Source organism: Saccharopolyspora elongata (assembly GCF_004348985.1).
Taxonomy (GTDB): domain Bacteria; phylum Actinomycetota; class Actinomycetes; order Mycobacteriales; family Pseudonocardiaceae; genus Saccharopolyspora; species Saccharopolyspora elongata.
Window position 1 is genome coordinate 97,164 of the sequence record NZ_SMKW01000013.1, and the last position, 18,133, is coordinate 115,296.

15 protein-coding genes and 1 pseudogene are annotated in these 18,133 nt (G+C 71.0%); 5 read left to right on the forward strand and 11 right to left on the reverse strand.

Annotation, left to right across the window (positions count from 1 at the left end):
- Window positions 1-73: 73 nt before the first annotated feature.
- Both E1288_RS12635 and E1288_RS12640 read left to right on the forward strand, forming a co-directional pair.
- Window positions 74-748 carry a helix-turn-helix domain-containing protein gene (locus E1288_RS12635; protein WP_165968083.1) on the forward strand — a complete coding sequence of 225 codons (675 nt, stop codon included), beginning with the start codon at window positions 74-76 and terminating at the stop codon, window positions 746-748.
- 155 nt (window positions 749-903) lie between these two features.
- The gene (locus E1288_RS12640; RefSeq protein WP_132484654.1) at window positions 904-1,095 is read left to right on the forward strand and encodes a DUF397 domain-containing protein; all 192 of its coding nucleotides are present in this window, start codon (window positions 904-906) and stop codon (window positions 1,093-1,095) included.
- Between the two features lie 82 nt (window positions 1,096-1,177).
- On the opposite strand, the gene E1288_RS12645 is transcribed toward E1288_RS12640, so the two are convergent.
- The gene (locus tag E1288_RS12645) at window positions 1,178-1,903 is read right to left on the reverse strand and encodes a DedA family protein (RefSeq protein ID WP_132484532.1); all 726 of its coding nucleotides are present in this window, start codon (window positions 1,901-1,903) and stop codon (window positions 1,178-1,180) included.
- Between the two features lie 364 nt (window positions 1,904-2,267).
- On the opposite strand from E1288_RS12645, the gene E1288_RS12650 reads away from it, so the two are divergent.
- Window positions 2,268-5,453: a BTAD domain-containing putative transcriptional regulator gene (locus E1288_RS12650; RefSeq protein ID WP_132484534.1), complete on the forward strand. Its 3,186-nt coding sequence runs from the start codon at window positions 2,268-2,270 to the stop codon at window positions 5,451-5,453.
- Between the two features lie 301 nt (window positions 5,454-5,754).
- On the opposite strand, the gene E1288_RS12655 is transcribed toward E1288_RS12650, so the two are convergent.
- Together E1288_RS12655 and E1288_RS12660 are read right to left on the reverse strand one after the other, a co-directional pair.
- A complete protein-coding gene (locus E1288_RS12655; RefSeq protein ID WP_132484536.1) occupies window positions 5,755-6,576 on the reverse strand; it encodes an ABC transporter permease in 822 nt (273 codons plus the stop codon).
- Window positions 6,573-7,526: pseudogene (locus E1288_RS12660) on the reverse strand (ATP-binding cassette domain-containing protein). The gene E1288_RS12655 and the pseudogene E1288_RS12660 overlap by 4 nt, the downstream one beginning before the upstream one ends.
- Before the next feature lie 84 nt (window positions 7,527-7,610).
- Here E1288_RS12660 and E1288_RS12665 point away from each other — a divergent pair.
- Window positions 7,611-8,612: an endonuclease/exonuclease/phosphatase family protein gene (locus tag E1288_RS12665; protein WP_132484538.1), complete on the forward strand. Its 1,002-nt coding sequence runs from the start codon at window positions 7,611-7,613 to the stop codon at window positions 8,610-8,612.
- 98 nt (window positions 8,613-8,710) lie between these two features.
- Here the strand turns inward: E1288_RS12665 and E1288_RS12670 are convergent, their stop codons facing one another.
- The 6 genes from E1288_RS12670 to E1288_RS12695 all read right to left on the reverse strand — a co-directional run bounded on the left by E1288_RS12670 (window position 8,711) and on the right by E1288_RS12695 (window position 14,589).
- Window positions 8,711-9,019 carry an antibiotic biosynthesis monooxygenase family protein gene (locus tag E1288_RS12670; RefSeq protein WP_093267950.1) on the reverse strand — a complete coding sequence of 103 codons (309 nt, stop codon included), beginning with the start codon at window positions 9,017-9,019 and terminating at the stop codon, window positions 8,711-8,713.
- A 69-nt stretch (window positions 9,020-9,088) separates the two neighbouring features.
- Window positions 9,089-10,042: a hypothetical protein gene (locus E1288_RS12675; RefSeq protein ID WP_132484540.1), complete on the reverse strand. Its 954-nt coding sequence runs from the start codon at window positions 10,040-10,042 to the stop codon at window positions 9,089-9,091.
- Between the two features lie 299 nt (window positions 10,043-10,341).
- A complete protein-coding gene (locus tag E1288_RS12680; protein WP_132484542.1) occupies window positions 10,342-12,282 on the reverse strand; it encodes a YhgE/Pip domain-containing protein in 1,941 nt (646 codons plus the stop codon).
- Complete coding sequence (locus tag E1288_RS12685) at window positions 12,279-12,962, reverse strand: ATP-binding cassette domain-containing protein (protein WP_132484544.1); 684 nt, start codon at window positions 12,960-12,962, stop codon at window positions 12,279-12,281. Before E1288_RS12685 ends, E1288_RS12680 begins: the two co-directional genes overlap by 4 nt.
- A 206-nt stretch (window positions 12,963-13,168) precedes the next feature.
- Window positions 13,169-13,687 carry a 2'-5' RNA ligase family protein gene (locus E1288_RS12690; RefSeq protein ID WP_132484546.1) on the reverse strand — a complete coding sequence of 173 codons (519 nt, stop codon included), beginning with the start codon at window positions 13,685-13,687 and terminating at the stop codon, window positions 13,169-13,171.
- Window positions 13,687-14,589, reverse strand: coding sequence for an HhH-GPD family protein (locus E1288_RS12695; RefSeq protein WP_132484548.1), 903 nt, complete (start codon window positions 14,587-14,589; stop codon window positions 13,687-13,689). Before E1288_RS12695 ends, E1288_RS12690 begins: the two co-directional genes overlap by 1 nt.
- Before the next feature lie 349 nt (window positions 14,590-14,938).
- Here E1288_RS12695 and E1288_RS12700 point away from each other — a divergent pair, with 349 nt between their 5' ends.
- Window positions 14,939-15,532: a hypothetical protein gene (locus tag E1288_RS12700; RefSeq protein WP_132484550.1), complete on the forward strand. Its 594-nt coding sequence runs from the start codon at window positions 14,939-14,941 to the stop codon at window positions 15,530-15,532.
- 34 nt (window positions 15,533-15,566) lie between these two features.
- Here the strand turns inward: E1288_RS12700 and disA are convergent, their stop codons facing one another.
- Both disA and radA read right to left on the reverse strand, forming a co-directional pair.
- Window positions 15,567-16,748 carry a DNA integrity scanning diadenylate cyclase DisA gene (disA, locus tag E1288_RS12705; RefSeq protein WP_235883518.1) on the reverse strand — a complete coding sequence of 394 codons (1,182 nt, stop codon included), beginning with the start codon at window positions 16,746-16,748 and terminating at the stop codon, window positions 15,567-15,569.
- Window positions 16,745-18,121, reverse strand: coding sequence for a DNA repair protein RadA (gene radA, locus E1288_RS12710; RefSeq protein WP_132484552.1), 1,377 nt, complete (start codon window positions 18,119-18,121; stop codon window positions 16,745-16,747). Before radA ends, disA begins: the two co-directional genes overlap by 4 nt.
- Between the last annotated feature and the right edge of the window lie 12 nt (window positions 18,122-18,133).

The window sequence follows — 18,133 nt, forward strand, 5'->3', positions numbered from 1 at the left end:
TCAAACCGATCGGGCGATCATGTCCTGGTCTGCCTCGGCGACGGCGTCGCGAAGCCTTGAGAAGCCGCGACGGGTGCAGCTGAGCACGAGCTCGTCGTTGCCGCGGAAGATCAGGCTGACCTCGTCGGAGCAGAACGACGCGGCGCGCGAGATCGGCAGGAAGCAGACCCGCATCAGCAGGGCCGAGAACGGCGTCGGTTCCCTCGCGCCGGAAGAACTCGCCCAGCTGCTCGACTTTTACGGCGTAAAAGGAGACATGCGCGCGACGGCGCTAGCCCTTGGAGCCCAAGCCCGCAAACGCCAGCGCGGCCGGACTTACACCGACCAGCTGCCGCGCTCCTTCGAGCGCCTTGCGGACCTCCAAGCCAATGCCATGGCGATCGGCTTCTACGAGACCGGGATCGTGCCCGGCTTGGCGCAGACGCGTGATTATGCGAAGGCCGTGATCGCGGCGTTCTGGTGGAAGTCGCCGGAGGTGGACGTCGAGAACCTCCTCTCGTTCCGGATTGATCAGCAGCGTCGGGTCCTGCAAGCCGATCCGCCGAAAGAGCTGACGTTCGTGCTGACTGAAACTGCTCTTGACCAGGTAGTGGGTAGTGCAGAGGTGCTGAGAAGTCAGCTGCTTCACCTCCTGCAGCTTGGCGAACGCCACAACGCGACTGTGCAGATCATGTGCCGCGATGTTCCGGACAACCCGCTGCTCGGTGGCGGTCTCATCACGCTCGATTTCGGCGACGCAGCACCGTGAACCGCGTTTGCCGCATCACACGGACCCGCGACGTACCACGATCAAGAAGAGGACACTGGTCCCATGTTCTGTGCCTTCGAACGGGCACAAGAGTTGGCGCTCACGCCGAAGGAGTCAGCCAACCTCCTGCTGACCAAACTGAAGGACATGTCGTGATGAGCTATGACACCGGCTGGTACAAGAGCACACGAAGCTCGGGATCCAGCAACGCCTGCGTCGAGGTTCGATTAACCGACCGGGCTGTGGCGGTGCGGGATTCGAAGGCGCCTGGGGATGGGCAGATCGTGGTCAGCCATGCCGCGTGGCGTGGGTTCTTGAGCAGGGTGGAGCAGGGCTTCTGCTGGTGAGGGGCCGTGAGCGGTTTTTGTTGCCATAGCGACTAAAAGTGCTCACGGGGCTTGAGCGGCCGGAACGGCCCCTGTGGGTCGGTCAGCGGATGCGGCGGATTTCTTCGGTCGGGGCCTCGGCGGGCACCCGGGCGAGGCGGACCGTGGGGGCTTCCGAGAGCTGGCGTTCGCGGCGGTTGTTGCGGATGCGGATCGCGATGAACGCCGCGACCGTCAGGATCGCCGTGATCAGGACCGCGCGAGAAAACAGCCCCGCGTACTCCTCGACGAGGTACCAGCTCTGGCCCAGCAGGTAGCCCGCCAGCACGAAGACGGTGTTCCAGATCAGGCTGCCGAGCGTGGTGAACAGCGTGAACGTGGCCAGGCGCATGCGTTCGACGCCGGCCGGGAGCGAGATGAAGCTGCGGAACAGCGGGATCATCCGGCCGAAGAAGACCGCCTTGATGCCGTGCTTGGCGAACCACGCCTCGGTCCGGTCGATGTCGGAGATCTTCACCAGCGGGATCTTGGCGGCGATGGCGCGGGTGCGGTCGCGGCCCAGAGTCGCGCCGATGCCGTAGAGCGCCAGCGCGCCGATCAGCGAGCCGAGCGTCGTCCACAGGATCGCGCCGATCACGGACATGTTGCCCTGGCTGGCGGTGAATCCGGCCAGCGGCAGGATCACCTCGGACGGGATGGGCGGGAAGAGGTTCTCCAGGGCGACGATCATTCCCGCTCCCGGGCCGCCGAGGGCCTCCATCACGGAGATCACCCAGGCGGCGAAGCCGGTCGGTTCGGCGGAGGTGGCGGCCAAGGTCGTCAGATCCATTCGAGCGGCTCCGGGTAGCGCCCCGCCCGGACGGTGTGGAGCACGTCGGCGTGCGAGCCGTGCCGGCGGAACATGATCGGCGGTATGTCCGTTTCTTCCATGATTCCAGCCCGCGGCGGTACTCCGGCCCGACGGGAGGTGATCTACCCCATAATTCGCGGGCCGAGCCCGCCCGGGAGGTTTCCTGGTTTCGCCTGAAATCGGAACGCGACGAACCAGGCAAAACGGGCTTCGATCTTTCCCCGGTGCCGGCAGGAGGCGCCCTGCTGGGCGGCCGGTGATCTCCGGGTTTTCGCCGTGCGACCGCGTGCGCAACGCCTGAAATGGCAGGCATCGGGTCGGTCCCTTCTGCGAAGCTGGTGCGGTGCGCGTGGCGTTGCTGGGGCCCTTTCGGCTGAACGCACCCGACGGTCGGGCGATAGCGGTCGGCGGCCTCCGGGTGCGGATGCTCCTCGCGCGACTCGCGCTCGACGCCGGCCGCACCGTCTCCACCGAGCTCCTCATCGCCGACCTCTGGGGCTCCGCCCAGCCGGCCGGCGCGCTGAACGCGCTCCAGTCGCTGGTGTCTCGCGCGCGCCGCGCGCTCGCGGGCGAGCTGTCCTTGCGCTCCGACCAGTCGGGCTACGCCCTCCTGGTGGATCCCGACGACGTCGACGCCATCCGCTTCGCCGCGCTCGCGGCAGAGGGGCGCCGCCTGCTCCGCAGCGGCCGGCACGATGCTGCCGCTGCCACGCTCCGCGAGGCGCTGGAGCTCTGGCAAGGGGATGCGCTCGTCGACTTCGTCGACGCGCCGTTCGCCGAGGCGCAGGCGGCGCGGTTGGGGGAGCTGCGCATCGCCGCGGTCGAGGATCGGGCGGAGGCCGATCTCGGTGCCGGTCGGCATGCCGATCTGGTGCCCGAGCTGGAGGGGCTTTGCGCGCGTTTTCCGCTGCGCGAGCGGCTCACGGCGCTGCGCGTTCGCGCGCTCTACGCGAGCGGCAGGCAGGCCGATGCGCTTGCCGCTTATGAGGCATTGCGGCGCCGCTTGGACCAGGAGCTCGGGGTGTCGCCGTCGCAGGAGCTCCGGGATCTGCAGGTCGCGCTGCTGCGCGGCGAGCCCGGCCTGGCGCCGCGTCCGGCACCGCGGCCGGAGCCGGATCCGCGCGACGAGCTGCGGTGGGAGCCGGTCCGGCCGGTGCTGCCGACCCGGTTGAGCAGTTTCGTCGGCCGGGAGCGGGAGATCGAGCGGGTTCGCGGGGAGCTGGCGGATTCCCGGCTGGTCACCCTGTTCGGTCCCGGCGGCGCGGGGAAGACGCGGCTGGCGGTCGAGACCGCCGCCGGGATGTCGGATCGGCGGGTGTGGTTCGTCGAGCTCGCGCCGGTGCGGGACGGGCAGGACGTGACGGCGGCGGCGCTCGCCGCGCTCGGGGTACGCGAGACCCGGCTGCTGGAATCGCCGATGAAGCACGCGTTGAACCGGGCGGCGGACCTGTTCTCGGCGGAGCCGGCGCTGCTGGTGCTGGACAACTGCGAGCAGGTGATCGAGGTCGCCGCCGAGTTCGTGCAGGAGGTGCTGAGCCGGGCCCCGCAGCTGCGGGTCGTGGCGACCAGCCGGGAGCCGTTGGCGCTCACCGGCGAGCGGCTGCTGCCGGTCGGGCCGTTGGAGCTGCCGGAAGCCGAGGACGCTGCGCCGGAGGCCGCGGCGGTGCGGCTGTTCGTGGATCGGGCGACGGCCGCCCGGCCCGGTTTCGCGCTCGGCGACGGCAACACCCGCGACGTGGTGGAGATCTGCCGTCGGCTGGACGGCATGCCGCTGGCGATCGAGCTGGCGGCGGCCCGGCTGCGGGCGATGAGCGTCCGGCAGGTCGCCGAGCGGCTCGACGACCGATTCCGGTTGCTCACCAGCGGAAATCGCACCGCCATGCCGCGGCACCGGACGCTGCGCGCGGTGGTGGAGTGGAGCTGGGACCTGCTGACCGAGCGGGAGCAGGTGCTGGCCGGGCGGATGTCGGTGTTCGCCGGGTACGCCTCGGCCGATGCGATCTCCGCGGTGTGCGCCGACGTCGGGATGCCTGCCGCGGACGTGTTCTACGTGCTCGTCTCGCTGGTGGAGAAGTCCCTGGTGGAGGCGGTCGATTCGGAACTCGGCATGCGGTACCGGATGCTGGAGACGGTGCGCGCGTTCTGCGCCGAGAAGCTCGCCGCGGCCGGGGAGAAGGACACCCTGCGCAGCTCGCACGCGACGTACTTCGTCGAGTTCGCCGAATCCGCCGCGCCCCGGCTGCACGAAGCGGAGCAGATCGACTGGCTGAACCGGCTGGACGCCGACCACGACAACATCATCGCGGCACTGCACTGGGCGACGGAGTCCGGCGACGCGGACCGGGGCTTCCGGTTGGGCGCGGCGCTGAGCTGGTACTGGTCGATGTCCGCGCAGCACGACGAGCTGAAGGGCCGGCTTGAAGAGGTGGCCGCCCTGCCGGGCGCGGCGCCGCCGGAGAGCCGGGCGATCGTCGACCTGATGCTGGTGATGGCCGTCGACTCCACCCCGGACTGGGCCGAGGGCCTGCGCACCGCGGTAACCGCTGCCCGCGACACCGGCGCGCTCTTCCGCTACCTGTACGCGACGGTGATGGAACCGATCGGGTGGATGCTGATCCACGAACAGTCCGAATTGGACAGATGCGTCGAGCGGGCGCTGCAGCACCCGCACCCGTGGGCGCGGGCCGCCGGCCTGTTCTGCCGGGGATTCGGCGCGGAGCACAACGGAAATCCCATCGCCGGGGAGAAGGACATGCTCGCCGCGCGCACCGAGTTCCGCGCCGTCGGCGACCGGTGGGGCAGCGCGCAGACCACCACGAGCATCGCCGAGTTCCGGTCGCGGCGCGGCGACCACGAGGGCGCGATCGAGGCGTTCCAGGAATCCGTCGAGACGTTCCGCGAACTGCGCGCCACCGAGGACCTGGTGCCCGCGCTGGCGCGGATCGGCATGGAGCGGCTGCGCGGCGGCGACCTCGACGGGGCGCGTGCCGACCTGCTGCGCGCCGAACGCATCGGCCGGAACAGGTTCCTCTACCACCAGATCGCGGCGCTGACCGGACTCGCCGAGGTCGCCCGGCACGCCGGCGACCGGGACCAGGCCCGCGACTACCTGGCCGCGGCGCGCGCGGCGCTGGCGGAGGCGGCGACGGAGCCGGAGCCGCTGCGGCAGATGGAACTGCTCGGCGAAGCGCGGCTGCGCCTCGACGAAGGCGAGCCCGGCGAGGCGCTGGCGCTGCTCGCCGAAGCCTTCGCCGTGGGACTGGAGCTCCGCGACATGCCGCTGAACGCGACCATCGCGGAGCAAGCGGCACGCGTGGAGTTCGCCGCCGGCCGGCCGCAGCGGGCGGCACGCCTGATCGGCATCGCCACCGTGCTGCGCGGCCTGGTCGACGAAGGAGACCCCGAAGTGCGAGCGCTGCTGCGCGAGCTGGCCGGGGAGCACCGCGAAGAGCGCGACGGCGCAGCCGCGCTCTCGCGGGACGACGCCTTCGCGGAGCTCCGCGACGCGTTGGGGGTTGAGGGGCGTTAGCCCCGAATCGGGCGGAGGCTTTGCCGGACCTGCGGTCGGTCCCTCCCGCCCCCGACGCGGGAGGGCTCGACCGCAGGTGGTCATGAGGATTATTCCGCTTCGGCCGGGGACACCTCCCGGCGACCACCGATAACGCCGTCATCACCGCTGGTCAGGGACCATCCGCGCGTTCCGGGGCAGGGCGTTCGAGGTCCGGTTTCCGCTGGTCACCGGTCGTGAGTGTTTTGGGCTGCTATGGCGACCCAAACCACTCACGACCACCTGCCTGCGGAAACGCCGCTTCGGAGTGCGCCGCCGACGGTCACATCCGGCGGCGGTACGCCCACATCGCCAGCGGGAAGAACACCGCCACGATCGCGACCATCCAGATCAGCGTCGCCGTCAGCGGCCCGGCGACCGGCCCGCCGATCATCAGGCCGCGAGCGGTGTCCGCGAGCTTGGTGACCGGGTTGATGCTCACCCACACCTGCAGCCAGCCCGGCATCGTCTCGGTCGGCACGAACACGTTGCTGCCCATGGTCAACGGGAACATGAACGCCATGGCCACGCCGGGCAGCGCCTGCTGGTTCTTGATCAGCATTCCGAGGAACACCGAGATCCAGCACATCGCCAGCGCGAAGGCGATCACCACGACGATCGCGACCAGCGCGGACAGCGGATCGGTCTGGATGCGGAAGCCCATGATGGTGGCGAAGACCAGCAGCACCGCCAGCGCCACCAGGTACCGCACGATGTCGCCGAGCACCGCGCCGATCAGCGGCGCCGACCGCGCCACCGGCAGACTGCGGAACCGGTCGAACACTCCCTTGGAGATGTCGGTGTTGAGCGCCCAGCCGGTGCCGAGGCTGGCGAAGACCATGTTCATCGCCATCACACCGGGCAGTGTGAGCTGCAGGTATCCCGAGGTGTCCCCATCGTTGATCGCCCCGCCGAAGAGGTAGACGAACATGACCAGGAACAGGATCGGCTGGATGGTGACGTCGATCAGGCCCTCGGGCGACTTGCGGATCTTGAGGATGCTGCGCCCGGCCAGGGTCAGGCCGTGCCGCAGCGCGCGGATCGGGCCGATGCGCTCCGAGGCGGTCGTCGGCGCGGCCGGCGGGCGTTCGATCGTGGCGGTCATGCGGCGGTCTCCTCCTCGGCGGCCTTGCCGGTGATGGCCAGGAACACCTCGTCCAGGCTGGGCAGGCGCAGCGCGAGCTCGTCGGCGGTGATCCCGGCGTCGTCGAGCCGGCGGACCAGGGTGGACAGCAGCACCGGGTCGTCGACCGGCGTGGTCAGCAGCCCGCTGTCGTCGTTCGTGGCCGGTTCGGCGCCGGTCAGCTCGGCGAGGATCCGGCGCACCGCGGGCACGTTCGCCAGATCGGTCGGCCGCACCTGCAGGGTCTGGCCGCCGACACGGCGCTTGAGCTCGTCGGCGCGGCCGTCGGCGACCACCCGGCCGTGGTCGATCACGCTGATCCGGTCGGCCAGCTGATCGGCCTCCTCCAGGTACTGCGTGGTCAACAGCACCGTCACGCCCTCGGCGGAGAGCGTGCGCACCATGTCCCAGACCTGGTTGCGGCTGCGCGGGTCGAGCCCGGTGGTGGGCTCGTCGAGGTAGAGGACCTCGGGGCGGCCGATCAGGCTCGCCGCGAGGTCCAGGCGGCGCCGCATGCCGCCGGAGTAGGTCTTGATCGCGCGGCCGCCGGCGTCGGTGAGGTCGAACCGCTCCAGCAGTTCGGCCGCCCGCGCCTTGGCGTCGCGCTTCGGCATTTCCAGCAACCGGCCGATGAGCACCAGGTTCTCGATGCCGGTGAGCTCCTCGTCGACCGAGGCGTACTAGCCGGTGAGCCCGATGCGGCTGCGCACCGCGACCGGCTGGCGGAGCACGTCGTAGCCCGCGACGGTCGCGGTGCCCGCATCCGGCCGCAGCAACGTGGCCAGGATCCGGACCGCCGTGGTCTTGCCCGCACCGTTGGGGCCGAGCACGCCGAGGATCGTTCCCGCCGGCACGGCGAGATCCACCCCGGCCAGCGCGGTGGTGGAGCCGAATCGTTTGACCAGGCCCTCGGCCCGGATCGCGAATGACATGCTTTCACTTTCCGGGGGGACGCTGACAGCCCGCGCACAGCTCGCTGACAGGCTGGGTGACGCGGACGACATTGGGGAGCCAGGATGGATCGGACGTTGGTCGTCGAGCCGGAGCGGGACGACCCGCCGCGGCGCAAGCCCGGTGGCCGCGTGGTCACGGTGCTGCTGGTGCTGGCCGCGATCGGCCTGCTGGCCTGGGCGACGCTGCCGCTGTCGGGCTGGGACAGCGGCCGGTACCTGGTGGCGCTGGCGGCGTTGACCCAGTACGCGGCGCTGACCGGCATCGTGCTGGCGCTGCTCGCCGTGATCCTGCGGCGCTGGTTGACCGCGCTCGTCGTCGGCCTGGCGACCGCGATCCTGGTGCTCTCCGTCGCGCCGCGCGCCATTCCGGACGCGACTCCGGCGCAGGGCGTTGCGCTGCGGGTGATGTCGCTGAACGGCTTCTTCGGCGGGGCGGATGCCGCGCAGGTCGTGGACATCGTGCGGCAGAACCAGGTCGACGTCCTGAGCCTGCAGGAACTCACGCCCGAGCTGGTGGCCGCGCTGGACGACGCCGGGCTCGCCGAGACGCTGCCGCACCGGGTGTTCCAGCCGGGGCCCAAGGCGGACGGCTCCGGGATCGCGTCGCGCTACCCGCTGCAGGAACTGTCGCTGGTGCCGGATTCGACGCTGGCCCAGCCATCGGCGCGGGTGCAGCGGCCGGGCTCGCCGGCTTTCGAGATCGTCGCGGTGCACCCGCTGTACCCGGTGGGCCGGAACACGGCCGAGGTCTGGGACCGCGAGATGCGCGAGCTGCCGGCGCCGGCCACCGACGGCACGCCCCGGATGCTGGTCGGCGACTTCAACGCCACCCTCGACCACACCCGGCTCAAGTACTTGATCGGCCAGGGCTACACCGACGCCGCCGAGGCCACCGGCGACGGCCTGCACCCGACCTGGCCGGGCCCGGGCACCTGGTTCCCGCCGCCGGTCACGATCGACCACGTGCTCACCAGCGGCGGTATCGCGCCCCAGTCGTTCCGCACCATCGACGTGGCCGGCGCCGACCACCGCGCGATCCTCGCCACGGTCGTCCTGACCGGCTGATCGCGCCGCCGCAGGTCAGTGCCCGTGAGTGTTTTGGGGTGGTGTAGCGCCCCAAAACACTCACGGGTCCTGAACAGCCGGAACGGCTGCCCGGCCGGTCACTTGCCGGGGTGGGACTCCTGGACGAGCTCGAACTCCAGCAGGCTGGACCCGCTGGCCACCGGGTTCTTGGCCTCGCCCGCGTGCGCCTCCTTCGCCGGGCCGCTGGCCCACGCCTGGAACGCCTCCTCGGACTCCCACTTCGTGTACACGAAGTAGCGGTTCTCGCCCTTCACCGGGCGCAGCAGCTCGAACCCGAGGAAGCCGGGAGCGCTGTCCACCGAGCCGTGCCGCGAAGCGAACCGCTTCTCCAGCTCCGGGCCGGCACCTTCAGGGATCTCGATCGCATTGATCTTCACAACAGCCATGCAGCCAGCCTACGAGCCCGCCGCGACCACCGGCGACCGCACGGCCCGAGGCATCCGCCGGCCCGTCCCCTACCCGACCGGTTCTGCCTCGTCGTCCGACTCGGACTCCTCGAACCTGCTGAACTCGCCGTTCTGGTACCAGTAGGTGCTGTCGCCGATGTCGTAGCCGATTTCGGCCGCATCGACGTGATCGCGCGCCACCGCGGAGACCGCGGTGACGACCAGGTCCAGCATGTCGGGCTCGGGCACCTCCGCCACGAGCACGGCGTCCTGCGCGGGAACGGCCAGCACCACTCCGTGCTCCGCCAACTCCGGCTCGATCTCGTCGAGCAGCAGCGCCCACGGGGCGTTCTCGGCGGTCAGCACCGTGATCGTCGCGACCGGCTCGCCGTCCTCATCGGACAGCTCGACGGACACCTCGCCCCACGCCGGGGCCTCCTCCTCCCGGCGCAGGTTCGCGAGAGCCGCCTCGACCAGCTGCTCGGGCTCCACGCCCCAGGCCTGCACCGCCGCGTTGTGCACCTGGGTGTCGATCTCGGGCTCGTCCTCGTCCGTCGATGGCGCGTCCGCTACGACCAGCCCGATCCAGAGCCCGTCGGCCAGCGGCAGCCGGAACCACTCCTCGGACTCGTCGGGCTCCTCCGTCTCATCCGCCTCGCAGCGCGGGCTTCCGTCGAACAGGTGGATCCGCAGGAGATCCCGCACCTGCTCGAAGGATGCCTGCTCGAGCCATTCCGACTGGGCCTCGGCCATGCTCCACGCGTCGATCTGGCCGAAGCAAATGCCCTCCCAGTCCTCCCGCGGTGCTTCCGCACACCGCTTGGCGAGCTGTTCGAGCCGGAACTCGTAGCCGTCGGAGTAGGCCCCAGCGACCAACTCGACGAAGCCCGATTCGAGGTACTGCCCGCCGGCGCCGAAGCAGTCGCAAGCGTCGTCGACCTCTTTGCGGAACGCCTCGAACTGCTCGGCGTCGAAGAAGCCGCACCACTCCGGGATTTCCACCGCAGCAAAAGTTTGTGCCATGTGGCCGAACGCTAGCGAAGCCCGATGACAATTCGACCCGGTACCGCGAGATCGGCTCTACAGGGGCTGTTTTGGATGTCGTGGTGTTGAGGTGTGGTGACGCGGGGTTTTGTCTTTGAAGCGGCGCAGCCGCTTAGCCCGCCCTCGCAGCTTGCACCGCCGCGGGTTCTCAGGTGGTTTCTCGCGATGACAGCCCCGACGTGGTGAATTGGCATTCATGAGTCGGGGATCCCACAGCGAGAAGGCGCCTGAGGTTCCGCTACCGGCACCGCAACGCAGAACGAGTTTGGAAACAGGCACTACAGCTCGATCTGCGGGTGCAGGCGGCCGATGTTCCAGACCCGTTGGCGCTGGACGACCAGTGTTGTCAGCGCCAGGAACACGACCAGGAAGCCTGCCAGCACTGCCACGTCGCGCAGCAGGTGCTCGGTGACGCCGCCGGAGATCGTCACGCGCAGCCCGTCCACCAGGTAGGTCATCGGCAGGAACGGGTGCACGGCCTGGAACGGCGCCGGGGCGGTCTCCATCGGGTACAGCCCGCCGGAGGCGGTGAGCTGGATGATCAGCAGCACCAGTGACAGCAGGTCGCCGACCGCGCCGAGCGCGGTGCGCAGGAAGTGGTCGATGGCCACGAACGCGACCGCGGCGAGGGAGACCAGCCCGATCGTCCACCAGACGTGCACCGGGTCGAGCCCGAGCCCGAAGTCGACCACCGCGTACAGCACCAGCCCGCCGACGATGCCCAGCACCGCCGCGGGCAGGAAACCGGCGAACGCGATGGTGAACGCCCCGACGCGATCCGCGAGCGCGCGCAGGTTCACCGGCTTGAGCAGCAGGTACGCGAACAGCCCGAAGACCCAGAGGGCGATCGCGAAGAAGAACGGCGCCAGCCCGCGCCCGTAGACGTGCGCCGGGTTGAGGTTGTCGGTCTGGATCTCGGTCGGCGACCCGAGGACGTCGGCGGCCTGCGCGACCTCGGTGGGGTTCGTCGGCGGGATCTTGCCCAGCGTGTCGTCGACCAGGCCCTGCAGGTTCTTCGCGCCGTCGTTGAGCTGCCCGGCGCCGGTCTCCAGCACCCCGCTGCTCGCCGCCAGCGTGTTCAGGCCGTTGGTGATGCCGTTGGCGCCGCCGGAGAGTTCCGCGACACCCGCGCGCAGCGTGTCCGCCGGGGCGGTGAACGCGCGGATCTGGTTCTGCAGCGGGCCCATGTTGTTCTGCAGCGTCAGCGCCTGCGAGTTGGCGTCCTGCGCCGTGGCCAGGGCCTGCTGGGCGTCCTTGTCCGCGGTGCTCGCGGAATCGGCCAGCTTCTGGGCGTTGTCCAGGGCGCGCTGGTAGGCGGCGTCCTGGGCGATCTCGGGGTGCTGCTTGCCGAGTTCCTCGATCGCCGAGCGGCCCTCGGCGGCGCGCTGGCTGAGGAACCCGGTGGTGGTCTTGATCGTGCTCAGGCTGTTGACCGCGATGTTGCTCGCGTTGACCAGGGCGTTGACCGCGCCGGGCAGCCGCTCGGCGGTGAAGTTGCTGACCGCGGACAGCTGCTTGCTCAGCTGCGCGGTGGCGTCCGAGATGTCCTGCACGCCGCGCGAGACCTGGCCGGTGCCGTCGCGAACTCCGTTCAGGCCCTTGGAGAGCGCTGCGGTGCCCTGCTTGCTCAGGTCGGTGCCCTCGACGAGCTGCTTCGACGCTTCCGAAGCCAGCTGCAGCTTCTCCCGCGCCTGGTCCAGCTCGCCGTAGAGCGCGCGGGCGTAGGTGGCGTGCGCGGCGGCGTTGATCTGGTTCTGCAGCTCGGTCTGCACCGTGTCGGCCATGATCCCGGCGATGTAGCCGTTGGCGTCGTTCTTGACGATCTGCAGCGCGGCGCGCTCCGGGTTGCGGTCGGCCGCGGTCGCGAGCTTCGCGCTGAAGTCCGAGGGGACCTCGATCGTGAAGTAGTACCGGCCTTCCACGAGGCCGTGCCGGGCCTCGGCGGAATCCACGAAGTTCCAGTCGAAGATGTCGGTCGCCTTGAGCTGCTGGACGAACTGCTCGCCGGCGTTGATGTGCTCGCCTCGCGCGTCGACCGGCAGGTCGGAGTTGACCACCGCGACCGGCACCCGGTTCAACTGGCCGTAGGGATCCCAGTTCGACCACAGGTACAGCGACCCGTACAGCAGCGGGACCAGGATCAGCACGAGCGGCACGAAGCGGCGCAGCGGCCCGCGGAAGCGCCGCATCTCCAGCCAGGCCAGCTTGAACGCTTTCACCGGGCGACCTCTTCTTCCTGCCGGTCGAGCACCTTCGTGGGTCGTTCCGGCTCGCGGACGGGCAGCGGGATCACCTCGACGTCGCCCGACGGCGGATCGGTCGCGCTGGCCAGCACCGTCATCCCGGTACGGGTGACCTCGCGCAGCCCGGCCCACACCTGCGCGCGGGCCGCCCGGGGGAGGCCCGCGTCGACGTCGTCGACGAGGATCCCGGCGGGGGAGCCGGCGATCGTCAGCGCCACCGCCAACAGCAGCCGCTCGGCGGGGTGCAGCTCGTCGACCAGCGCGGTGCGGTCCGGGGCGATCCGGACCCGGTCGAGCGCGGCTTCGACGGCGCGCTCGGAGACGCCGCTGATCAGGCGGCGTTCCGCGATCGCCTCGCGGACCCGGTGCTTGTCCTCCAGCTCGTAGCCGGGGCGCAGCCGCGCGGGACGGATCAGCTGCCGCACCGCCTTGGCCTGCGCGGGCAGCACGTGCCCGGAGACGTCCAGGTGCCCGGTGACGAGCGGGAGCCTGCCGGACAGCGCGAGCAGCAGCGAGGTGCGGCCCGTGCCGGAAGGCCCGGAGATCACGGCCAGCGCGCCCGGTTCGACGCGCAGGTCGAGGTTGGCGAACACGATGCCCTCCGGGCCCCTGGCGGCGATTCCGCGGGCGAGGATGGCCACGCCGTCGACGTCCATTCACCCTCCTGAGTGCGCGATTTGCTGCTCCAAAGTGGCGGCTCGCGCGGAGGTCGGCAACTCGTGATCGACGGTAGTCCACTGTGGATCGAATGTCGCGGACCCGGGGCGTGTCGAGCGCGTTCGGGTCGCGCGGCCGGAATCGGCGGTGGGGTCGTGAGTGGTAGTGGTCGCCCTGGCGGCCAATCCCACTCACGATCGGAGGGTCAGCGGGTGGTGACGGTTTCGGCCTCGCCGGTCTTGGTGTCGACGATGGCGATCTCGCCGATCCCGGCGCGCACCGGCTCCGGCGGTTGCAGTGCCCGGAAACCCGCCGCCAGCTGGTCGTCGGTGATGCCCTGGGCGAGCGTGCAGTGCGGGATCCACGCGCCCGGGAAGTAGTAGGCGGAGGGGTGCTGCACCCGCCCGGCCAGCGCGTCGTGCACCGCCGAGTGCACCGCCAGCAGTTCGGTGTCCACGACCGCGCCCAGCAGCAGCACCCGTTCCTCACCGGGGAACGTTCCCAGCGTGTGCAGCCAGAGGTCCGGAATGGACAGCAGCTCCAGCTCGGAGCGCAGCGCCTTGCGCGCCGCGGTCGGCATGGCGCGGGCCGCGGCGAAGATGACGTGCGGGCGGTGCTTGCGCGCGGCGACTCTCGGCACCCTGGCCGCGTCCAGGCGCCGCCACAGCGCCCGGATCGCGGAATCCGCGGCGTCGTCGAAGAACGCCACCACCGCCTGCGCCATCAGTGCTCGCCGGGGAGTGCGAAGCGGCCGTCGTCGGTCTGCTCGATCAGGCCGTCCACCAGCAGGGAATCCAGGCAGCGGTCGCGCTGCCCGGCGTCCGACCAGACCGCGTCCAGCTGCTCCCGCCGCACCGGACCGGTCGAGCCGCGCAGGACGTCCAGCAGCTTGCCGCGCACCTGACGATCGGTGCCGGCGAACTTCTGCACCTTCTTCGGCGGTCCGGCGTAGGCCGGGCGGCCGGCGTGCTGCCAGGCGCAGTCGTGCGCGATCGGGCAGGCCTCGCACAGCGGCGACCGCACGGTGCACACCATCTGGCCGAGCTCCATCAGCGCCGCCGAGAGCTTCGCGGCGCTCGCGTCGTCGGCCGGGAGCAGGGCGTCGACGTCGTTGAGGTCGCGCTTGGTCGACGGCGGACCGGCGTCGCCCGCGCCGTGCACGGCGCGCGCCACCACCCGCCGGACGTTCGTGTCGACGACCGGAGCCCGCTTGCCGTAGGCGAAGGCCGCCACCGCTCGGGCGGTGTAGGCGCCGATGCCCGGCAGGGCCAGCAGCGTGTCGACATCGGACGGCACGACGTCGCCGTGCTCGGCGGCGATCGTCGCGGCGGCCTCGTGCAGCCGCAGGGCTCGGCGCGGGTAGCCGAGCTTCCCCCAGGCCCGCACCACCTCGCCCTGCGGCTCGGCGGCCAGGTCGGAGGGGCGCGGCCAGCGGCGCATCCACTCCTCCCAGATCGGCTGCACCCGGTTGACCGGCGTCTGCTGCAGCATCGTCTCGCTGACCAGCACGCCCCAGCCCGTGGTGCCGGGCGCGCGCCACGGCAGCGGCCGGGCGGTGGCGGCGAACCAGTCGATGAGCTCGACCGGATCCAGGGGCGGGGCGGGATGCGCGGCGGTGGTCTTCATGGCACCACCGATCCTGCCAGGCCCTCGGTGCGGGGGAGAACACGCCCGAAAGGACCACGCGGAGTCACCCCGGCCGTCGTGCGAACCTTACCTAACTAGATCCGGAACAGCCTCATTTACCTGCGAATATGGCCTCGGATCCTGGCGTGATGCGCAATTCCCGAGAAATCGACCGGTCACCCGGGCGAACGTCGACTTCGCGAGGTATTGCCCCGCGCCACGCGGGAGTCAGGAGCGCGTTCGGCGGGCGCACGTTCCCGGGCGCCGGGGCCTGATCGGCCGTGATGCGCCCGATTGGGTGATCGTTGGTAACGCTCTTCGGAGTAGTCGCCGGGTTACTGTCGTTGCCGTGCTTGATCCGACCGGACCGCTCCCGCCCACGGTGTACTGGCGTCGCCGCGCGGTGGCGATCGGTGCGGTCGTGCTGGTGGTGGCCCTCCTCGGCTGGGGCGCGATCGCCCTGCTGGGCGGGGCCTCGGGGCCGCGAGCCGTCCCGGCGCCGCCGCCGGGGCCGCCGGTCGCGGTGGCGGCCGACGCGCCGCCGCAGCCGTGCGCGGACGAGTCGATGCGCGTCGTGGCCGAGGTGGCCCGCCCGGAGTTCAAGGTGGGCGAGCGGGTCGGCATGAGCGTCGTGGTGACCAACGCGAGCGACCGCGCCTGCGTGCGCGACATCAACCGCCTGCTGCGCGAGCTGACGGTGTCGACCCCGGGCGGGAAGCACGTGTGGTCGAGCAACGACTGCTACTCGGAGTCGACGAACGAGCAGCCGCTGCTGCAGCCGGGCCAGTCGGTGCGCAACGACGTCCAGTGGTCGGGCCAGACGTCCACATCGGACTGCGAAGACGGCCAGGCGAAGGCCCAGGCGGGCGACTACCAGGTGGTGGCCAGGCTGGCGGCGCTCAACAGTTCCCCGACCCCGTTCCGCCTGACCGCGGCCAACTGACCGGGGCCCGAAAACCTCCCAATTTTAGGCAAAATCAGAGCCCTGCCAAGGTGCCGAGGTGCGATGGGGTTCCCAATTTTAGGCAAAATTGGGAGTCCCCGTGCCGGGCGTTCGTCAGGCGAAGCGGTCCACTATGGAGGATTCCGCCAGGCGGGAGAGGCCCTCCCGGATCGCGCTCGCCCTCGCCTCGCCGATCGAATCCACCTCGCGCAGCTCGGCCACCGTCGCCGCGAGCAGCCGCTGCAGCGAGCCGAAGTGCTCCACCAGCTGCCGCCGCACCGCCGTCGGCAGGCGCGGCACCCTCGCGAGCAGCCGGTAGCCGCGGGCTCAGGTGCTCGTCCAGCGCCTCCGGCTTGTCCGGGTAGCCGAACGCCCCGGCGATCGCCGTCAGGTCCAGCAGCTCCGTGCCGTCGAGCTCGTGCAGCGCCGCCTCGACCTGCTCCGAGGTCGGCATCGCGCCGCTGGTCGGCAGGTACTCCTGCACGATCAGCTCGCGGTCCAGGTCGATGCCGTCCCGGGCGCGACCGCCGCTCGCCTCCCGCGAGGAACCGACCAGCTCGTCCAGCTGCAGCTCGATCAGCCGGCCGTCCTTGCCGAGCTCCACGACGTCGCCCTCGATCTCGTCGGCGATCCGCCGCACCATCTCCATCCGCTGCACGACGGTCATCGCGTCGCGCAACGTCACGTAGTCCTCGATCTCCAGCGCCGACAAGGCTTGCGCGACCTCGGCCAGCCGCGCGGTGTAGCGCTCCAGGGTCGCCAGCGCCTGGTTGGCGCGGGAGAGGATCTCCGGCGAGCCGATCAGCACGTGCCGGTGGCCCTGCGTGTAGACGCTGATGATGCTCATCGACTGGCTCACCGACACGACCGGGTAACCGGTCTGGATCGCGGTGCGCTCCGCCGTGCGGTGCCGGGTGCCGGACTCCTCGGTGGGCGTGCTCGCGTCGGGCACCAGGTGCACGTTCGCCCGCATGATCCGCGTCGCGTCCGTGGACAGCACCACCGCGCCGTCCATCTTGGACAGCTCGCGCAGCCGGGTCGCGCTGAACTCGATGTCCAGGTGGAACCCGCCGTCGCAGAGCGCCTCCACCGCCGGGTCGTAGCCGAGCACGATCAAGCCGCCGGTGCGGCCGCGCAGGATGCGCTCCAGCCCGTCCCGCAGCGCGGTTCCGGGAGCCAGCCGGGCGAGCGTGCCGCGCAGCTGCTCGTGGCTCATTTGACACCCACGATCTTGAGCGCCTCGCTGACGTTCGACACCACCGTGGCGCGCACGCCCTTCGGCAGCGGGCCCGCATCCGGCGGCACCAGCGCCCGGTCGAACCCGAGTCTGGCCGCTTCGGCCAGCCGCCGCCCGACGCTGCTGACCCGCCGGATCTCCCCGGCGAGCCCCACCTCGCCGACCGCGATCAGGTTCGGCGGCAGCGGCTTGCCCTTCTGCGACGAGGCGATGGCCAGCGCGATCGCGAGGTCCGCGGCGGGCTCGTGCACCTTCGTGCCGCCGACCGTTGCCGCGAACACGTCGTACTCGCCGGTGGGCACCTTGCCGTGCTTGCCCAGCACCGCGAGCATCATCGATACCCGGGCCGAGTCCAGGCCGCTGACCGACCGCCGCGGCATGGCCATCTGGGTCTTCATCACCAGCGACTGGACCTCCACCAGCAGCGGGCGCTTGCCCTCGACCATCACGGTCACCGCGGTGCCGTCGACCTGGGTCTCGTTGCGGTTGATGAACAGCCCGGACGGGTCCGGGACCTCGGCGATGCCGTCGTCGCGCTGCTCGAAGCAGCCGACCTCGTCGGCGGGCCCGAACCGGTTCTTCACGCCGCGCAGCATCCGCAGCGCCGAGTGCCGGTCGCCCTCGAAGTGCAGCACCACGTCGACCAGGTGCTCCAGCACGCGCGGACCGGCCACCGCGCCGTCCTTCGTGACGTGCCCCACCAGCACCACCGGCAGGCCGCGCTCCTTGGCCAGCGACACCAGCGCCGTGGTCAACGCGCGGACCTGCGTGACGCCGCCGGGGCTGCCGTCGGCCTCGGGCGACTGCACGGTCTGCACCGAGTCGACGATCAGCAGGCCCGGCTGCACCGCGTCGACGTGCCCGAGCACGGCGGACAGGTTGCTCTCGGCGCCGAGGTAGAGCTCCGGGTGCACCGAATCGGTGCGCTCCGCGCGAAGCCGCACCTGACCTGCGGATTCCTCACCCGTGACGTAGAGCGACGGGCCGGGCGAGGCGCCCGCGGCCCAGCGGTGCGCGACCTCCAGCAGAAGTGTGGACTTTCCCACTCCGGGCTCGCCGGCCAGCAGCACGACCGCGCCGGGCACGATCCCGCCGCCCAGCACCCGGTCCAGCTCCGCGATGCCGGTGGACACCGCTCGGGCGGAATCGAGGTCGACCTCGGCGATCGGCCGGGCGGGGGTTGACGGGGCGCCCGCCGCGACCTTCGTCAGCACGGGTCGGGCGGCGGCGGTCTCGTCGATGGTGCCCCACGCCTGGCAGCTCGGGCAGCGGCCGACCCACTTGGCGACCTCGTGGCCGCAGTCGGCGCAGCGGTATCCGGGGCGGGCGGTGCGGGTGTTCTTCGGGGGCACGCGGCGAGGCTA

Bases quoted from the DNA above. Each gene is read 5' to 3' on its own strand.
- E1288_RS12640 (WP_132484654.1), top strand. From the start codon at position 904: ATGAGCTATGACACCGGCTGGTACAAGAGCACACGAAGCTCGGGATCC.
- E1288_RS12645 (WP_132484532.1), bottom strand. From the start codon at position 1,903: ATGGATCTGACGACCTTGGCCGCCACCTCCGCCGAACCGACCGGCTTC.
- E1288_RS12655 (WP_132484536.1), bottom strand. From the start codon at position 6,576: ATGACCGCCACGATCGAACGCCCGCCGGCCGCGCCGACGACCGCCTCG.
- E1288_RS12665 (WP_132484538.1), top strand. From the start codon at position 7,611: ATGGATCGGACGTTGGTCGTCGAGCCGGAGCGGGACGACCCGCCGCGG.
- E1288_RS12670 (WP_093267950.1), bottom strand. From the start codon at position 9,019: ATGGCTGTTGTGAAGATCAATGCGATCGAGATCCCTGAAGGTGCCGGC.
- E1288_RS12675 (WP_132484540.1), bottom strand. From the start codon at position 10,042: ATGGCACAAACTTTTGCTGCGGTGGAAATCCCGGAGTGGTGCGGCTTC.
- E1288_RS12685 (WP_132484544.1), bottom strand. From the start codon at position 12,962: ATGGACGTCGACGGCGTGGCCATCCTCGCCCGCGGAATCGCCGCCAGG.
- E1288_RS12690 (WP_132484546.1), bottom strand. From the start codon at position 13,687: ATGGCGCAGGCGGTGGTGGCGTTCTTCGACGACGCCGCGGATTCCGCG.
- E1288_RS12695 (WP_132484548.1), bottom strand. From the start codon at position 14,589: ATGAAGACCACCGCCGCGCATCCCGCCCCGCCCCTGGATCCGGTCGAG.
- disA (WP_235883518.1), bottom strand. From the start codon at position 16,748: ATGAGCCACGAGCAGCTGCGCGGCACGCTCGCCCGGCTGGCTCCCGGA.